The organism is Clostridium muellerianum, assembly GCF_012926525.1.
Classification (GTDB): domain Bacteria; phylum Bacillota; class Clostridia; order Clostridiales; family Clostridiaceae; genus Clostridium_AM; species Clostridium_AM muellerianum.
Genome location: NZ_JABBNI010000025.1, coordinates 276,625 through 293,920, shown reverse-complemented (window position 1 = coordinate 293,920; position 17,296 = coordinate 276,625). Strand labels below are relative to the sequence as shown.

General features: G+C 28.9%; 14 protein-coding genes. All 14 read left to right on the top strand.

The features are described 5' to 3' along the window. Nucleotides 1-25: 25 nt before the first annotated feature. Complete coding sequence (locus tag HBE96_RS14295) at nucleotides 26-526, top strand: shikimate kinase (RefSeq protein WP_169298405.1); 501 nt, start codon at nucleotides 26-28, stop codon at nucleotides 524-526. A 49-nt stretch (nucleotides 527-575) separates the two neighbouring features. After that, nucleotides 576-1,340, top strand: coding sequence for a type I 3-dehydroquinate dehydratase (aroD, locus tag HBE96_RS14290; RefSeq protein ID WP_169298404.1), 765 nt, complete (start codon nucleotides 576-578; stop codon nucleotides 1,338-1,340). A 431-nt stretch (nucleotides 1,341-1,771) separates the two neighbouring features. Next, nucleotides 1,772-2,473 carry an MgtC/SapB family protein gene (locus tag HBE96_RS14285; protein ID WP_169298403.1) on the top strand — a complete coding sequence of 234 codons (702 nt, stop codon included), beginning with the start codon at nucleotides 1,772-1,774 and terminating at the stop codon, nucleotides 2,471-2,473. Nucleotides 2,474-2,762: 289 nt separating this feature from the next. Further along, nucleotides 2,763-3,803, top strand: coding sequence for an ABC transporter substrate-binding protein (locus tag HBE96_RS14280; RefSeq protein WP_169298402.1), 1,041 nt, complete (start codon nucleotides 2,763-2,765; stop codon nucleotides 3,801-3,803). Nucleotides 3,804-3,877: 74 nt separating this feature from the next. Continuing rightward, nucleotides 3,878-5,560 (top strand): ABC transporter permease, encoded by a 1,683-nt coding sequence (locus HBE96_RS14275; RefSeq protein WP_169298401.1) that lies wholly within the window; start codon nucleotides 3,878-3,880, stop codon nucleotides 5,558-5,560. A gap of 10 nt (nucleotides 5,561-5,570) precedes the next feature. Next, a complete protein-coding gene (locus HBE96_RS14270; protein WP_169298400.1) occupies nucleotides 5,571-6,647 on the top strand; it encodes an ABC transporter ATP-binding protein in 1,077 nt (358 codons plus the stop codon). Between the two features lie 212 nt (nucleotides 6,648-6,859). Then, entirely contained in the window at nucleotides 6,860-9,010 is a 2,151-nt protein-coding gene (locus tag HBE96_RS26355; protein ID WP_169298399.1) for a BglG family transcription antiterminator, read from the top strand. A gap of 50 nt (nucleotides 9,011-9,060) precedes the next feature. Further along, complete coding sequence (locus HBE96_RS14260; RefSeq protein ID WP_169298398.1) at nucleotides 9,061-9,342, top strand: MtlR transcriptional regulator; 282 nt, start codon at nucleotides 9,061-9,063, stop codon at nucleotides 9,340-9,342. Nucleotides 9,343-9,344: 2 nt separating this feature from the next. Continuing rightward, entirely contained in the window at nucleotides 9,345-10,574 is a 1,230-nt protein-coding gene (locus HBE96_RS14255) for a PTS transporter subunit IIC (RefSeq protein WP_169298397.1), read from the top strand. A 61-nt stretch (nucleotides 10,575-10,635) separates the two neighbouring features. Then, nucleotides 10,636-11,283 carry a DUF4397 domain-containing protein gene (locus tag HBE96_RS14250; RefSeq protein WP_169298396.1) on the top strand — a complete coding sequence of 216 codons (648 nt, stop codon included), beginning with the start codon at nucleotides 10,636-10,638 and terminating at the stop codon, nucleotides 11,281-11,283. 263 nt (nucleotides 11,284-11,546) lie between these two features. Next, on the top strand, nucleotides 11,547-12,389 hold the full coding sequence (gene licT, locus HBE96_RS14245) for a BglG family transcription antiterminator LicT (protein ID WP_169298395.1): 843 nt from the start codon (nucleotides 11,547-11,549) through the stop codon (nucleotides 12,387-12,389). A gap of 185 nt (nucleotides 12,390-12,574) precedes the next feature. Beyond that, nucleotides 12,575-14,473: a sucrose-specific PTS transporter subunit IIBC gene (locus tag HBE96_RS14240; protein WP_169298394.1), complete on the top strand. Its 1,899-nt coding sequence runs from the start codon at nucleotides 12,575-12,577 to the stop codon at nucleotides 14,471-14,473. Between the two features lie 127 nt (nucleotides 14,474-14,600). Next, nucleotides 14,601-15,557, top strand: coding sequence for a carbohydrate kinase family protein (locus HBE96_RS14235; protein WP_169298393.1), 957 nt, complete (start codon nucleotides 14,601-14,603; stop codon nucleotides 15,555-15,557). Nucleotides 15,558-15,611: 54 nt separating this feature from the next. Continuing rightward, on the top strand, nucleotides 15,612-17,099 hold the full coding sequence (locus HBE96_RS14230; RefSeq protein ID WP_206154939.1) for a glycoside hydrolase family 32 protein: 1,488 nt from the start codon (nucleotides 15,612-15,614) through the stop codon (nucleotides 17,097-17,099). The last annotated feature ends 197 nt before the right edge of the window (nucleotides 17,100-17,296 follow it).

Genomic DNA, 17,296 nt, shown 5'->3' with positions numbered 1-17,296 from the left:
GTGGCAAATAAAAGAGAAAGGTATTATGCATATGTTAAGCAGAAATATAGTGTTAATTGGTATGCCAGGCAGTGGGAAAACAACTATAGGTAAAATGTTAAGTGAAAGATTAAAAGTTAAGTTTATTGATACAGATGACTATATAGAAGATGTTGCTAAGCAAAGTATACCTGAAATATTTAAACATGGAGAAGAATATTTTAGGAAATTGGAAAGACAGGCAGTTTCTGAATTAAGTATAGAAAAATCAGTTATAATATCTACTGGTGGTGGAGCAGTAAAAAATTATTTAAACATAAAGGATCTTAAGAAAAATGGTATTATAATTTTTATAGATAGGCCTATAAAAAACATTGTACAAGATGTAAATATATCAAATAGGCCTCTTTTAAAACAAGGCCCTGGAAAATTATACGATATTTTTGATGAACGATATGAACTTTATAAAAAGTATTGTGATTTTTGGATTATAAATGATGAAAAAATAGAAGATATTGTACAAAAAATATTGAAAATTATAATTTAAGAATAATACTCATTTTATAGCTTCCTAAATTTTAAAGAGGTGAACATCAATGAAAGAAATAGTTGCGGTTAAAAATGTTGTAATTGGTGAAGGAAAGCCTAAAATTTGTGTTCCTATAGTAGGTAAAGACATATCACAAATTATTGAAGAAACTAATTTTCTTAAGAATTTAGATTTTGACATTGTAGAATGGAGAGCAGATTTTTTTGATAATGTTACTAATATAGATAAGGTAAAAGAAATATTAAATAATATCAAAATAATATTACCCTGCAAACCTATAATTTTTACATTCCGTAGTGTTAAAGAGGGTGGAGAGAAAGAAGTTAGCACAGAATTTTATATTAAATTGAATAAATCAATTGCTAGAGCGAAGCTTGTGGATATCATTGATATTGAATTGTTCAATACAGAAAAAGATATAAAAGAATTAATTAAATTAGCTCATGAAAATAATGCAGCAGTTATTATTTCAAATCATGACTTTAATAAAACACCAGAAAAAGAAGAGATAATATCAAGGCTTAGAAAAGCTCAAGAATTAGGTGGTGATATTGCTAAAATAGCAGTGATGCCTAATTGTAGTGAAGATGTTATTATATTATTGGATGCAACACGCATAATGAGAGAAAAGTATGCTAATGTGCCTATTATAACAATGTCTATGGCCGGAAAAGGTATTGTAAGTAGAATATCAGGTGAAATATTTGGTTCTGATATAACCTTTGGTGCGGCTAAAAAGGTTTCTGCTCCAGGACAGATTGCGATATCAGATTTACGCAAAATTATTGAACTACTACATAATAATTTGTAAAATAAATCACAGATTCACTTGGGCTTTATTTGATTGCTATCACTCCGTAACACTATCATTTTTTTAGATGGAAGTGTTACGGATGATATGCGCCCTAGATAAGTTCTTTCTTCTAAGATTTATTTTCTTTCATAAAATCAATTATAGATGTTTGTACTTTTCCATCTAAACAATTCAAAGCTATAACAAACTTTCTTTTCAGTATAAATTCCTTCTTGTAACTAATTAAATTTTTTTAAAGTATTTTAATAAATAAGTATAATAAAAATATTTTTAACATTATTATATTTGTGTTATAAAATGTATTCAATAATAAAATAATTAAAATAAAAAGGTTTTTAAATTTATTTGTAATAAGTTACTATGTTATAATAATTTATAGTTTGTTATAATAAGAGGAAAATTTATAAATGAGTTAGGAAGTAGATTTAATGAAGATTTATGAAGTTGTAGCTAGATTATTATTGGCTATAATTATTGGAGGATTAATAGGTTATGAAAGGGAGTACAAAAACAGGCCAGCAGGTTTTAGAACTCACATACTTGTATGTATAGGTGCTTGTGTAATATCCATGATACAATTATATGATGTTGAAAAAACTGTTGAAATGATAGTGAAAAACCCACAATTGGGCAGTGCTTTAAAAGCAGATATAGGAAGAATAGGAGCGCAAGTAGTAAGTGGAGTCGGTTTTTTAGGTGCTGGTACAATACTGCATGAGAAGGGTTCGGTAAAAGGGCTTACTACAGCTGCTAGTTTATGGGTAGTTGCATGCATTGGTCTTGCAGTGGGATTAGGTTATTATGTATTAAGTATTTTATCAACTGTTGCTGTAGTTATTGCACTAGTTAGTTTGAAAAAGTTTGAATCTAAATTTATAGACAAAGCTAATCTAGTAAAGTTAGAAGTAGAATATATCGATAAGCAGGGAATGGTACAAATGGTTAATGGGTATTTTGAAGGAAAAAATATAAAAATAAAAAATATTGAGTTTTTAATTGAAGAAGTAGATGGTGAAGAAGGATTTATGAAGAGTTTATATACCATATTAATACCAAGACATATAAGAAAATCGGAAATTATTAAACACCTAGCATCTATAGAGGAAGTTATAAGCGTAAAAATAATGTAATAAGTTTATCTATACTTAGTGGAGGAATAAGCTCCCTCTAAGTAGATTTATTGATTAAAAATGAATTTTTAACATAAGAATAAATAAAGAAGCTATGAAGTGATTTTTAGGCTAAGGGTGTATCTTATTTGTAAGAAATACTTTTTTACTTAAGTCTTAGAATGAAATAGCTTCTTTATTTTTTTGCTAAAAAGCATAAATTTTGCACATTTGCTTTTACAATATTTAATATTTTACAAGTTAAAAGTTGTGATAAAATGAACTTAAAGTTAATAGGGGGGATTTTTACATGCTAAAATTAAAAAAAACATTTTCTATGCTAATGGCTGTAACTTTAACTGTAGGATTATTTGCAGGATGTGGGTCAAAAAGTTCTGAAGCAACTAATGCACAGGGAAAAGATCAAAAACTTACAGTTTATTGTGGACTTATGGAAGATCATATGGTAGCAGCAACTAAACAATTTCAAAGTGAAACTGGAATAAAAGTAGAAGCTGTTAGAATGAGTTCTGGTGAAATAATGGGAAGGATAAAGGCTGAAAAAGAAAATCCAAAGGCTTCAGTTTGGTTTGGAGGTCCAGCAGATGGATTTATACAAGCTCAAAAAGAAGGGCTTCTTGAAAAATATGTATCACCAAATGCAAAAGAAATTCCTGATCAGTTTAAGGACAAAGAAGGATATTGGACAGGAATATATAAAGGATATTTAGGAATTGTATCTAATAAAAAATTACTTGCAGAAAAAGGGGTTGAAGCTCCTAAGAGTTGGCAAGATCTACTAAAACCTGAATTTAAAGGACAAATAGTAGCAGCTAATCCAGGTTCATCAGGAACAGCATATACATTTCTTGCTACCGTTGTACAGATTATGGGAGAAGAAAAAGGTATGGAGTATATGAAAAAGTTAAATGGACAAATTAAATCATATCAAAAGTCAGGAACAGCTCCAGGAAGAATGGTTGGACAAGGTGAAGCAATAGTAGGAATTACATTCCTTCACGATGCAATAAAATATAGAGAAGAAGGAATGAAAGATATAGTATTATCTACACCAAGTGAAGGGACAGGCTATGAAATAGGTGCAGTAGGTATTGTAAAAGGTGGGCCAAATCAAGAATTAGCTAAGAAGTTTGTTGATTGGTGTTTAACTAAAAAAGCACAAGAAATTGGACAAACAGTAGGTTCATACCAGTTTTTAACTAATCCTAAAGCCAACCCACCAAAACAAGCTGAAGAATTAAAAGATGCAAAACTAATAGATTATAAACTTGAATGGGCAGGATCTCACAAAAATGAATTAGTAGAAAAATGGAATAATGCAATCAAATAACATGAAGTTGGGAATGAAGTAAAAACTACATTCATTTCCAATTTCCCATTTCCAATTTAAAACGAGGTGATGGTATGAAAAATGGTTTTAAAACAGAAATAGATGACGCAAAAAAGATATTTAGGGATCCTATACTTTTAACTACAATAATTTTAGTTATTTTATCACTTTTAATTTTTATAGTTTGGCCATTATATGATGTTTTCAAGGAAAGTTTTTTAACCCAAAACGGTTCTATTACATTAAAATATTATAAACAAGTTTTAAGTCAAACAGAAACTAAAAAGGTTCTTGCAAACACTTTGATATTGGGGATTTTCGTTAGCCTAGTATCAACAGCGATAGGTTTTCTATTTGCTTATGCTGATGCATATATAAAGATTAAGTTTAAAAAAATGTTTAGCATACTTACTATTTTACCTATAGTATCTCCTCCATTTGCATTAGCGATGTCTTTCATAATGCTTTTTGGACAAAGAGGATTTATAACTTATAATATACTTCACATGAAAAATGCTAATATATATGGATTTACAGGACTTGCTACAGTTCAAATATTAACCTTTTTTCCAGTAGCATATTTAGTACTAGCAGGATTATTAAAGCAAATAGATCCATCTTATGAAGAAGCAGCAAGGAATATGGGAGCTTCTAGAGGGTATATATTTAAAACTATAACACTTCCACTTTTGAAACCAGGAATAGCTAATGCTTTCTTGCTTGTATTTATACAGAGTGTGGCTGATTTTGGAAATGCCATGGTTATTGGAGGAAACTTTACAACTTTGGCTGCTAAAACTTACCTGCAAGCCATGGGAAATTATGATTTAAAAGGTGGTACAGCATTAGCTACTATACTACTTTCAATATCTATATTGATGTTTGTTGTTCAAAAGTATTGGGTAGGAAATAAATCATATGTAACTGTAACAGGAAAGCCTTCAAGACAAAGAGATTATATTACAGAAAAGTCTATAACTGTTCCAGTACAAGGGCTTTGTTTTGCAATTTGTATATTTATAATGGTTCTATATGTATTAATACCTTACGGTTCTTTTGTAAATCTTTGGGGTATAGACTATACACCAACTCTCAAGCACTATAAATATATTACATCATTAGGAGTGAAACCTATAATAGATACCACTATATTATCATTGATAGCAATGCCTATAACAGGAATTTTAGGTATGATAATAGCTTTCTTAATAGTAAAAAAGAAATTTTTAGGAAGAAGAGCGGTAGAATTTGTATCTATGCTTTCTATGGCAGTACCAGGTACAGCTATAGGTATGGGATATATACTAGCTTATAATAAAGAACCTCTTATTTTAACAGGAACTTCTATTATAATAATTCTAGCATTTATATTTAGAAGTATGCCTGTAGGCATAAGATCTGGTGTTGCATCTCTCCAACAAATTGATTCAGCCATAGAAGAAGCAGCTCAAGATTTAGGTGCTAATTCATTTAAGGTGTTTACTTCAGTTACAATACCTCTTATAAAATCCGCATTTTTTAGTGGACTTGTATACAGCTTTGTAAGAAGTATGACAGCTGTAAGTGCAGTTATATTCCTTGTATCTGCAAATTACAACCTTTTAACAGTAACCATAATGTCACAGGTGGATGTGGGAAGAATTGGAGTTGCAGCAGGATATTCAACTATACTTATAATTATAGTACTTATAGTTGTTGGAATAATGAAATTTTTACTTAGTAAAATTGGAATAACTACTTCAACTAGAGAGGCATAGGAGGGGTAATATGAGTTCAAAATATGTTAAATTAAAGAATATAGTTAAAATATATAAAGGTGACGATGGAAAAACTTTTACTGCAGTAGATAATGTGTGTGTAGATATAAAACCTGGAGAATTTGTTACACTTTTAGGGCCTTCAGGATGTGGTAAAACTACAACACTAAGAATGATTGCAGGATTTGAAGTTCCTACTAGTGGTGATATATATATAGGAGAAGATAAAGTTAACAGTTTGACTCCAGATAAGAGGGATACTGCAATGGTTTTTCAAACCTATGCTTTGTTTCCTCACCTAAATATATTTGAAAATGTAGCTTATGGACTTAGGATAAAGAAACTTCCAACAGCTGATATTAAAAGAAATGTAGAAAATATACTTAGTTTAGTAGGGCTTGAGGGGTTAGCTAAAAGGGCTCCAAATCAACTTTCAGGTGGACAACAGCAAAGAGTTGCACTAGCTAGAGCACTTGTAATGCAGCCATCAGTACTGTTGTTTGACGAGCCATTATCAAACTTAGATGCAAAGCTTAGAGTATACATGAGAACAGAAATAAGAAAAATACAAAAGAAAATAGGAATTACCAGTGTATATGTAACTCATGATCAAGCAGAAGCTATGAGTATGTCAGATAGAGTTATTATAATGAATAAAGGTGTAATAGAGCAAATAGGAACTCCTCAGGAAATTTATAAGAAACCTGCTTCAGAGTTTGTAGCTGATTTTATAGGAGTTGCAAATATATTTAGTGCTAAGGTTAAAGAAGTCACTAAAGATGGAGTTTCTGTAGAACTATTTAATACTAATTTTATTGTAAAAACAGATGCTAATGTGAAAGTAAATGATGAAGTTAAAGTAGTAATGAGACCAGAAGCATTGAAACTTTCAGATGAAGGCAATGTAAAGGTTAATGTTAAGACTTCAGTATTTATGGGGGCTTATCAAGATTATGTAGTAACTTATGAAGGATTAGCTGTGAAAGTTTTAGATTATGATCCAGCAAATAAAAAAGTCTATAAAGAAGATGAAAATGTTTATTTGGATATAAATCCAAGTATCATTCATATAATCCCAAAGGGATAAAATTATAAATTACGACCGCAGAAAAAGACCTTATTGGTCTTTTTTTGTATTAGGCATATGAAAGAAAATAACAAGTCAGTATGTTAGTATATTTTGCGTTATACTGCGTCAACAGAACCCTTTGATAGAACAACTATCAGCGGAACCTGTTTACTTGTCCATGGCAAAATATACTAACATCTTTGACTTGCTATTTTCTTTCATATGCCTTAATGATAAATTTAAAAATATATTGTATAATTGAAATAGTAGGTGATAAGGTGATTAAAGACGTAGAATATAAAATATTGAATTATATGATACATGTGGATGATTTTTTAACAATTAAAGACATAGCTAAACAGTCAGATATAAGTGAGAGAATGGTAAGATACGCTTTAGATAACATAGAATATATTCTTAAAAAGAATAATATGCCTGAACTTAAAAGAAAATATGGACTAGGTATTAAAATTTGTCTTACAAGGAGGCAATTGGATACTATTGCAAGAAAAGAAGCTATATATAAAAATTACTTAGGATTTAGTAATAAAAACAGACTTATACTATATCTTTTAAAAAGTCATTATTCTAGAACATTACTTGAACTTTCAGAATTTACAGGAGTTAGCAAGGCTACTGTATCTAAATATTTATATGAAGTTGAAGAATATTTATTGGAGAAGGATATAAAGCTTGTTAAAAAGAGAAATAAAGGAATATACTTTGTAGGTAAAGAAATAGCTAAAAGAAGATTAATATATGATATTATGTTAGAAAGCTATGACTATTCAAAAATGCAGGGAATATTAAATCCTAAAAATATGGATGATTTAATGATAAAAAATTATTTTTATGGTATAGATATAAAATATATATGGGAAATACTTAGAAAATATCTATTGCAGAGAAAAGTTACCTGTTCTGATGTAGCTTTTTATAATATGCTAATAAATACTTGTATAATGGTAAAAAGAGTTCAGCAGAGATTTTTCGTAGACATAGAATTAGAAAAAATGGATTATTTGGCTGAAACCTTTGAATATGAAGAAGCCAAAAAGTATTGTATGGATATTTCGGAAAAGTATGATGTAGTTATACCTAAAACAGAAATAGTTTGGATTACAATGCATTTTTTAGGTGCTAATCCTGTAAAATTTCTTGAAGATGATATTTTTATTAGTGTTTCAGAAAGAAGCAAACTTATGAAGTGTACAGGTGCTATGGTGGAAGCTTTTGAAAAAGAGATATGCACTAAATTTAGTAATCACAGTGAAATTGTAAGTGGGTTATTTGTTCATTTAATTCCAGCTATAAATAGAATGAAGTATAATATATTTATAAAAAATAATTTAAAAGAAGATATAAAAAATTGTTATCCGTTAATATTTAAAGCTACAGTGAAAGTTTGCAAATATGTTGAAGAACAATTTAACATAAAGTTTATGGAGGATGAAATATCTTATATATGTCTACATTTTGGCGCAGCTTTGGAAAAAATGAATAAAGGATTTACAACTCAAAAAAGAGTTATGGTAGTATGTTCTACAGGCATTGGAACTTCTAAACTTTTAGCTAGTAAGTTAAAGAATAATTATGAAGATATAGAAATAGTAGACATACTTTCTTATAATGAGTTTATATCAAGAAATACCTTTGATATAGATTATGTTATAAGTACTGTGGCTATAAAGGAAGCTAATGTTCCAATTATAGTAGTAAATCCTTTAATTAATGATGATGATAAGGTTAAACTTTCAAAAATTTTTAATCCTAAAGTTAGAAGAAATGAAGGAGATATTGATACTTTAATGAAAATAATAAGCAGTAATTGTATCATAAAAGATGTAGATAAACTTAGGAAAGAACTAACTCAACATATGTTTGGAGATTATAAAGAAAAAATACTCCATATAGATGACTTATTAAATGAAGATTTAGTTTTAACAAAAGGAGAATTTTCTTCTGCAAAGGAAGCTGTAAAATATTGTGGAAAATTACTTTTGGATAAGGGGATTGTAAATGAAAATTATGTGGATAGTCTTGTAAAGTCTATTGAAAAAAAAGGCAAAAATGGACCTTATATTGTTATATCAAATGGCATAGCGCTTCCACATGGAAGACCAGAAGATGGAGCATTAGATACAGGATTTTCTATTATTACATTAAAGGAACCCTTGTGTTTTGGACATAAAAATCATGATCCAGTTAAAGTAATAATAGCATTTGCAACCAAAGATAATAAAAGTCATTTAAAAGCTTTAGAGGAAATCGTAACTGTTTTTAATCATAGAGAGAATTTAAGATCTCTACTCAAGTGTGATACTGAAAAGGATTTTATGAACAATATTATGAATTTAGTTAAAAAAGAAGCTGCGCATTAAAATTAAGAATTTGTTTTACAAATATAGCTTGAAAATTGGAGGTAATTGTAGTGATTGACATAGTGGTAGTATGCAGCCTTGGGCTTGGAAGCAGTTTTATAATAGAATGTAATGCAAAAAAATATTTTCAAAATAAAAATATAAAATATAATATTATGCGATGTGATGTTACTACAGCAGAATTTTATGAAGCGGATGTTTACATATGTTCAGAAGACATAAATTTCACAGTAGATAAAAAACAAATAAATAAAATAGAACTTTTAGATTTGATGGATGAAGACGAACTAAAAACCAAACTTGATGGTTTCTTGAAGAGTAGAGGTTTTTAAATATGGAGACTTTAATGAAAAGTGATGTGTTTCTAGTAATCATTGTTGCATTAGGTCTTATAGTACAAAGAAAAAACTTTAAAACTATAATTGTTTCTTTAATAAAAGTAAGCATGGGATATACAATAATAAATTTTGGAGCTACTATGGCTACAAATACATTAGGTGTGCTCAGTCTTATTATAAGAAGATCAGTGCAGGCATTTGATATTATTCCAAGTAATGAAACTATGATAAATATAACAGGTAATACTAATGGAAAAAATGTATTTTTTATAATGCTTATTGCTATGACAGTTAACATCATCATATGTAAATTTACAAAAATAAAGTATATTTTCTTAAATGGATATTATATTTTTTATATGGCAGGGATGCTGGCTATATTAATTAACAATAAGAATTCAAAAGCATCTGTTATATTAGCAGGAGCGTATTTAGGAATTTTCATGAGTATATTACCTTTTATTACGTCAACATTTATTAAAAAAGTATCAAAAAGAGATGATATAGGGTTAGCTCATTTTGGAAGTTTTGCTTGTATTGTTGGAGGAATGTGTGCCTTCTTATTCAAAAAGTCTGACAAAATAGAAAAAAGAAAAAATAAAATTTCATTTATGAGGGATAGTAATGTGCTTATGGCAGTAAGCATGTTTATAATATACTTTTTAGCTATAATAAATGTAGACAAGGGTTTTTTAAATGATTTTACAGGAGAAACAAATAAGTTATACATAGCCTTTAAATATAGTATGAATTTCACTGTTTCTTTTTATCTAATAGTTTTAGGTGTTAGAATGATGACAGATGAAATATTGTATTCTTTTAAAGGAATTGCAGAAAAAATTATATCTAATGCTAAACCAGCTATGGATGCAGCTGTATTTTTTGTATACAAGCCTGAAATGGTGATGCTGGGTTTTATATGTAGTCTTTTAGCAGGGATAATAACATTTTTTATTCAAATAAATCTTAAAACTATCATAGTTGTTCCAGCTGTTACTGCCCATTTATTTTCTGGTGGTACTGCTAGTATTTTTGGATATTCTGTTTCAGGAAAAAAGGGAGCCGTAATATCTTCATTTGTACATGGAATAATTATTACTATATTACCCATATTTCTACTACCTATATTAAAACCACATATAGGACTTATGAGAACTTGTTATGCTGATTCAGATTTTAGTATATTAGCAATTATATTTAATTTTATAATTAGACTTTGTTTTTGATAACAAAAAAATCATAATGGCATATAATATTAAAGTGTAATAATGTTAAAAGGTGATTTTAATGCTATTTTGTCCTTACTACAATAGGTTCTTTAGACAGGGACCACCATACTCATACATTAGAGTTTTTCATGCAGCACCAGATGCACCAACAGTAGATGTTTATGTTGACAATACTATTATAGTATCAAATGTTAGATTTAAAGGTTTTTCAAATTATATAAAGGTATCATCAGGAAAGCATAAAGTTGAGGTTTTTAGAAGAGGTACTAAAAATAATCCATTAATAAGCAGTGATTTAATTATACCTGAAAGTAAAATACTTACTTTAGCTGCAATAGGTATAATGCCTAATTTAGACTTGAAAGCCATAGAAGATACTTTAGAACCTTTAAGACCAGGAAGAACTAAAGTTAGATTTGTTCATCTATCTCCAGGAGCTCCTGCAGTAGACATTACTCTGTCAAATGGAGATATAATTTTTAAAGATGTTTCTTATGGTGAAGTTACTAGATATAAAGAAATTCGTCCAGGAAATTATAATTTCCAGGTAAGAGTAGCAGGTACAGATAAAAAAGTATTACTTTTACCTAATACTAGATTTAGACCTAATAGGTTTTACACTATTTATGCAGTAGGTTTAGTAAGTAGAGAACCTAAATTGCAAGTTTTAATACCATTAGATGGAAACACATATTTAAAGTTTTAAAATAGATTATTTACAAAGTAAGCATATTGCGAAGCAAAGCTTCGCAATATTTTAGTAAAAAATTATAGCAACTAGTATTGACAAGCTTCAGTGAAAATGTTATCATCAATCTATAATAAGTTAATTGAGGATTGTTACTGGTTATGCAGGCAAAACCTAAATTAAAGTAAACATGTTTTTGTTTGTTTTAATTTAGGTTTTATTATTTTATAAAATAAAATCATTTGATACATACAGTATACTTTAATAGTGGAGTGATACATATGGTAATAAAAAAGATACTGAATAATAATGTAGTTACTATCATAGATGAAACTACTGGTTTAGAAAAAGTTATCATGGGTAGAGGGATTGCTTTTAAAAAAAATATTGGAGAAAATTTAGATGAGTCAAAAATTGAGAAAGTATTTTCTATAGAAAATAAAAATGAAAATGTAAAGTTTCAAAAGCTTATAAATGAAATACCACTTGAATACATAAAAGTGTCTGAAAAGCTAATAAGTCATGCAAGAGAAGTTTTAGATAATAAACTAGATGATCATATATATGTAGCTTTAACAGACCATTTAGCTTTTGCTATAAAAAGATCAATATCAGGCATATATATAGAAAATCATTTGCTTTGGGAAATACAAAGAATTCATAAAAAGGAATATGAGATTGGGCTTTGGGCTTTAAAATTTATAAAAGATGAATTAAATATTGAAATGAAAGAAGATGAAGCTGGATTCATAGCTTTACATTTAATTAATGCAACTATAGGACAAAATATGGCCAATACTATGAATATAACTTCTATAATACAAGATATACTAAATATAATTAAATATTATTTTACTATAGAATTTGTAGAAGAGGATATTTCCTATGATAGATTAGTCACACATTTAAAATATTTTGCTCAAAGAGTTATGAGTAAAAAGCATTTATCAGAAGAAGAGGTTTCATTTTTAAAATTAGTAAAAGAAAATTATAAAGATGCTTATAATTGTACTTTAAAAATTAAAGCATATATAGAAAAGAATTATGATTATATGGTAAGTGATGGAGAAATAGTTTATCTAAGTTTACATTTGCAGAGAGTAATATCTGCTTTAAAAAATTAATAGATTAGGATTGTTACTGTTGTCAGGCAAAACCTAGATTGAATTAATATATATTTAAGCTAAATTTAAGTTTAAATGTATTTTAATCAATTTAGGTTTTTTTATATTAAATTTAAAATTAAAACATTAAATTGTAGGCGCCAAATTTGATGTTATTTATTAAACATGTAAGGAGGAAAATTAATATGGATTATAATAAATTAGCAAAAGAAATTTTACCATTAGTTGGTGGAGAAAAAAATATTGAAAGTGCAGCTCATTGTTCTACAAGGTTACGTTTAGTTTTAAAAGACAATAAAAAAGCTAATAAAAGTAAATTGGAAGCTATGGAAGAAGTTAAAGGTGTTTTTGAAAGTGCAGGTCAGCTTCAGATAATTATAGGTCAGGGAGCTGTAAATAAAGTTTATGATGCTTTAGTATCAGGTACAAATATTTCAAAATCTAGCATGGGAGAAGCAAAAAAGGCAGCTATGAAAAATATGAATCCATTGCAAAAGTTTGCTAGAGTCTTATCTAACATATTTGTTCCTATAATACCAGCCATAGTAGCTAGTGGACTTTTAATGGGTGTTTTAGGGATGTGCAGTACTTTTGGATGGATAAATTCAAAAAGTGGTATGTTTGTACTTTTGGATATGTTCTCCAATGCAGCTTTTGTATTTTTACCAGTTCTAATAGCTTTTAGTGCAGCTAAAGAATTTAATACAAATCCATTTTTAGCAGCAGCTTTAGGTGCAATTATGATTCATCCTAGTTTGCAAAATGCATGGACACTAGGTGAAGGTATAAAAAACAGTATAACAATTTTTGGTTTACATCTTAGTATGGTAGGATATCAAGGAACCGTTTTACCTATACTTATAGCAGTCTGGGTAATGGGATATATAGAAAGATCACTTAGAAAAGTAATTCCCAATGTATTAGATATACTTGTAACTCCATTTTTAACTTTAATGATTAGTGCATTTTTCTCAATGTTTGTTATAGGACCGGCAGGAAGATTTATCGGTGATGGAATATCATTAGGACTTCAATCTTTATATAATGGAGCAGGATTTTTCGCAGGTATTGTACTCGGAGGATTATATTCTACTATAGTAATAACAGGAGTACATCATAGCTTCCATGCTATTGAAGCAGGACTTTTAGCTAATCCACACATTGGTAAGAACTTTTTATTACCAATTTGGTCTATGGCAAATGTAGCACAAGGTGGAGCAGCTTTAGCAGTGTACTTTAAAACGAAAAACGAAAAAATAAAATCTATTGCAGTTCCAGCATCATTATCCTGTTTACTGGGAATTACAGAACCTGCTATATTTGGAGTAAATTTAAGATTTGGAAAACCATTTATTGCAGCAGCTGTAGGAGGTGCAATAGGAGGTGCTTATGTAGTATTTACTAAAGTAGCTATGACTGCAGTGGGAGTTACAGGCATTCCAGGAACTGCTATTGTAAAACAAGGATCAATAATTAATTATTTAATAGGTTTAGTCTTAGCCTTTGTAGGAGCTTTCATTGTAACTATAGTAATTGGCTTTAAAGATGAAGTTGAAGTAAAAAGTAATAAGAATGATGATAATGAAGAAGTAGAAGAAGAAATTATTAATAATGTAGATAGCATTGAAAAATTAGTAGCTCCAATGAATGGAAAATCAATAGATTTGACAGAAGTGCCAGACAAAACTTTTGCAGCAAAATTATTAGGTGAAGGTATGGCTATAGATCCTGAAGATGGTATAGTTGTATCACCTATTGAAGGGAAAATAGCACATTTATTTGAAACAAAACATGCTGTAGCTATAGAAGGTAAATCTGGTATTGAAGTATTAATTCATGTGGGAATAGATACAGTAAAAATGAATGGAGAAGGTTTTAAAGCTTTTGCAAAAAGTGGTGATTATGTTAAAGCTGGAGATAAATTATTAGAAGTAGATTTGGATTTAGTAAAAGAAAAAGCAAAATCGTCTATAACTTCTGTAGTTGTAACTAATACTGATAATTTCAAGTTTGTAAAAGGAATAAAAAAAGGAAAAATAGAATTAAATGATGAATTTATATTGGTAGGAAGTAATAAGGCTTAAAGCATGGATATGTAATTTTTGGAACATTGGATCAATGTCCGCAGAATCATAAAAGGTATTAAAGAAGGGAAGTGAGTTTTAGTGAGAGTTTGAGACTTATTATACAAGCTCTCACTAAAGATAAAATATGAATAATAGTATATTATGTGTAGGTGAACTACTTATTGATTTTATCTGTTCGGATGTTAATTCTACATTATCTGAAGGAAGTAATTTTGTTAAAAAAGCAGGGGGAGCACCTGCTAACGTTACAGCAGCTATAGCTAAGTTAGGTGGAAAGGCTTTATTTGCAGGCAAAGTTGGAAAAGATGCTTTTGGAGTGTTTTTAAAGGATACTTTAGATCAGGTAAATGTAGATACCTCTATGTTAATTATGGATGAGAATTCAAATACTACTTTAGCTTTTGTTTCTTTAAAATCTGATGGGGAAAGAGATTTTATATTCAATAGAGGTGCAGATGGATTATTAAAATATGAAGAATTAGAAGAGCAAAAAATAAAGGCTTCAAAGATAATACATTTTGGATCTGCTACAGCACTTCTTGGGGGAAAATCAAAAGAAACTTATTTAAAAATTATGGAAGTTTCTAAAAAAGAAAATATATTTATAGCTTTTGATCCTAATTATAGAGTAGATTTGTGGAAAGGAAGGGATACAGAATTTATAGAGGTATCTAAATTCTGTATGAAGTATGCTGATTTTGTAAAGGTAAGTGATGAGGAAATAAAAATTATATCAGGAACAGATGATTTAAATAAAGGTCTAGAGATATTTCATAAGTTAGGAGCTAAAATTGTAGCTGTAACTTTAGGCAAAGAAGGTACTTTAATATCAAATGGGAAATTATGCACTACAGTTAGTAGTATAAAAATAAAATCTATAGATTCTACAGGTGCGGGAGATGCTTTTGTTGGAGCATTCTTATATAAAACAGCTAAACTTGAAGATCCTAAGTCTTTAATAGAAAGATTTGATAAAATTGAGGAAATAACTGGTTTTGCAAATAAGGTAGGAGCTATTGTATGTACAAAGTTAGGAGCTATAGCAGCGCTACCAACATTAAAAGAAATAGAAAAACTATAATTAAATATTTTTAAATCTAAGGTTAATAGAATACAAAGGAATAGTGATTTAAATATGAATATAGATAGAAATGAACAATTATTAAAAAAGGCTTATGAAAGTATGAAAAAGATGGAGCCAATAGTAGAATCTGATTATTACAGACTAAAATATCATATAATGCCTCCAGCAGGACTTTTAAATGATCCTAATGGTTTTATATGTATAAATGGTGAATATCATTTGTTTTATCAATTAAATCCTTTTGGTACTAAACATGCATCAAAGCATTGGGGACATGTTAAAAGTAAAGATTTAGTTCATTGGAGAGATGCTTCTATAGCATTGATTCCAAGCAATTGGTATGAAACTCATGGGTGTTATTCTGGCAGTGCAGTTAATAATAATGGTGTTTTAACTATTATGTATACTGGAAATGTTAAAGATAAAGAAGAAAATAGAGAAACTTATCAATGTTTAGCTTTTAGTAAGGATGGCATAAATTTTGAAAAGTATGAAAATAATCCAGTAATCAGTAATCAACCATCAGGATATACCAGACATTTTAGAGATCCTAAGGTTTGGAAAAATGAAGAGTTGTGGTATGCAGTATTGGGCACTCAAACTACAAAAATGGAAGGAAGAGTTTTATTATTTAAATCGGAAAACTTAAAGAAATGGGATCTTATAGGAGAAGTAACAGGTTCAAATATAAATGGCTTAGGAAACCTTGGATATATGTGTGAATGTCCTGATCTTTTTCATTTAGACGGTAAAGATGTTTTAATAACCTGTCCTCAAGGGTTAGAGGCAAAAGGTGATTTATATAATAATATATATCAATCAGGATATTTTATAGGAAAATTGAATTATGATACAGGAAAAATGGATCATGGAAAGTTTGTAGAATTAGATAGAGGATTTGAATTTTATGCGCCACAAACAACTATAGATGATAAGGGAAGAAGAATTTTAATAGCATGGATGGGACTTCCAGACAGAGATGAACATCCTACAGTACAACATGGATGGCTACATACAATGACTATTCCAAGAGTATTACAACTTAAAGGTGAGAAATTGTATCAAAACCCTGTAGAAGAAATGAAATTACTTAGAAAAGAAGAAATTTCATATAATGATATAATAATAGATAATGAAGAAATTCAGCTTGAAAATATTCAAGGGGATGTTTTAGAGCTTTATGTGGAATTTGAATTAAATGAAATAAGCAATTTAGAGGAAATGGGTATAAAGGTAAGGTGTTCAGAGGATAACAAGGAATATACTACATTATCATATAATTTAAATGATGATAAGTTTATACTAGATAGAGATAATAGTGGAAAAGGTTATAAAGGCATAAGAAAGTGTAAAGTAGATTTTTGTGAAAAATTGAAATTGAATATTTTCATGGATACTTCTTCTATAGAGATATTTGTAAATGATGGTGAAGAAGTTTTTTCGGCTAGAATTTATCCTGAAAAAAATAGTACTGGTATAAAGTTTTTTGCTAGAGGTGGCAGCGTAAAAATAAATAAAATATTGAAATGGAATATATAAAAAACATATTGACATAATTAATCGAAAATTATAAAATAATAGTTGAAAGTTTGTAAAAATTAAAAAAAATTGGTGTACAAAGAAGTACATTCTAGAGAAGCAGAGTAGCTCCATAGGAAATTAAATTTCCTGTGGGGCTTTTTTATTTAAGCAGACATTCAAAATCTGTGATTTTAAGACCATAGATTACTCATCCG

What these genes read in the sequence shown, in the direction of transcription:
- HBE96_RS14285 (WP_169298403.1), top strand. Translation starts at nt 1,772, where the DNA reads ATGAAGATTTATGAAGTTGTAGCTAGATTATTATTGGCTATAATTATT.
- HBE96_RS14250 (WP_169298396.1), top strand. Translation starts at nt 10,636, where the DNA reads ATGCTATTTTGTCCTTACTACAATAGGTTCTTTAGACAGGGACCACCA.
- aroD (WP_169298404.1), top strand. Translation starts at nt 576, where the DNA reads ATGAAAGAAATAGTTGCGGTTAAAAATGTTGTAATTGGTGAAGGAAAG.
- HBE96_RS14295 (WP_169298405.1), top strand. Translation starts at nt 26, where the DNA reads ATGCATATGTTAAGCAGAAATATAGTGTTAATTGGTATGCCAGGCAGT.
- HBE96_RS14275 (WP_169298401.1), top strand. Translation starts at nt 3,878, where the DNA reads ATGAAAAATGGTTTTAAAACAGAAATAGATGACGCAAAAAAGATATTT.
- HBE96_RS14255 (WP_169298397.1), top strand. Translation starts at nt 9,345, where the DNA reads ATGGAGACTTTAATGAAAAGTGATGTGTTTCTAGTAATCATTGTTGCA.
- HBE96_RS14230 (WP_206154939.1), top strand. Translation starts at nt 15,612, where the DNA reads ATGAATATAGATAGAAATGAACAATTATTAAAAAAGGCTTATGAAAGT.
- HBE96_RS26355 (WP_169298399.1), top strand. Translation starts at nt 6,860, where the DNA reads ATGATAAATTTAAAAATATATTGTATAATTGAAATAGTAGGTGATAAG.
- HBE96_RS14240 (WP_169298394.1), top strand. Translation starts at nt 12,575, where the DNA reads ATGGATTATAATAAATTAGCAAAAGAAATTTTACCATTAGTTGGTGGA.
- HBE96_RS14270 (WP_169298400.1), top strand. Translation starts at nt 5,571, where the DNA reads ATGAGTTCAAAATATGTTAAATTAAAGAATATAGTTAAAATATATAAA.
- licT (WP_169298395.1), top strand. Translation starts at nt 11,547, where the DNA reads ATGGTAATAAAAAAGATACTGAATAATAATGTAGTTACTATCATAGAT.
- HBE96_RS14280 (WP_169298402.1), top strand. Translation starts at nt 2,763, where the DNA reads ATGCTAAAATTAAAAAAAACATTTTCTATGCTAATGGCTGTAACTTTA.
- HBE96_RS14235 (WP_169298393.1), top strand. Translation starts at nt 14,601, where the DNA reads ATGAATAATAGTATATTATGTGTAGGTGAACTACTTATTGATTTTATC.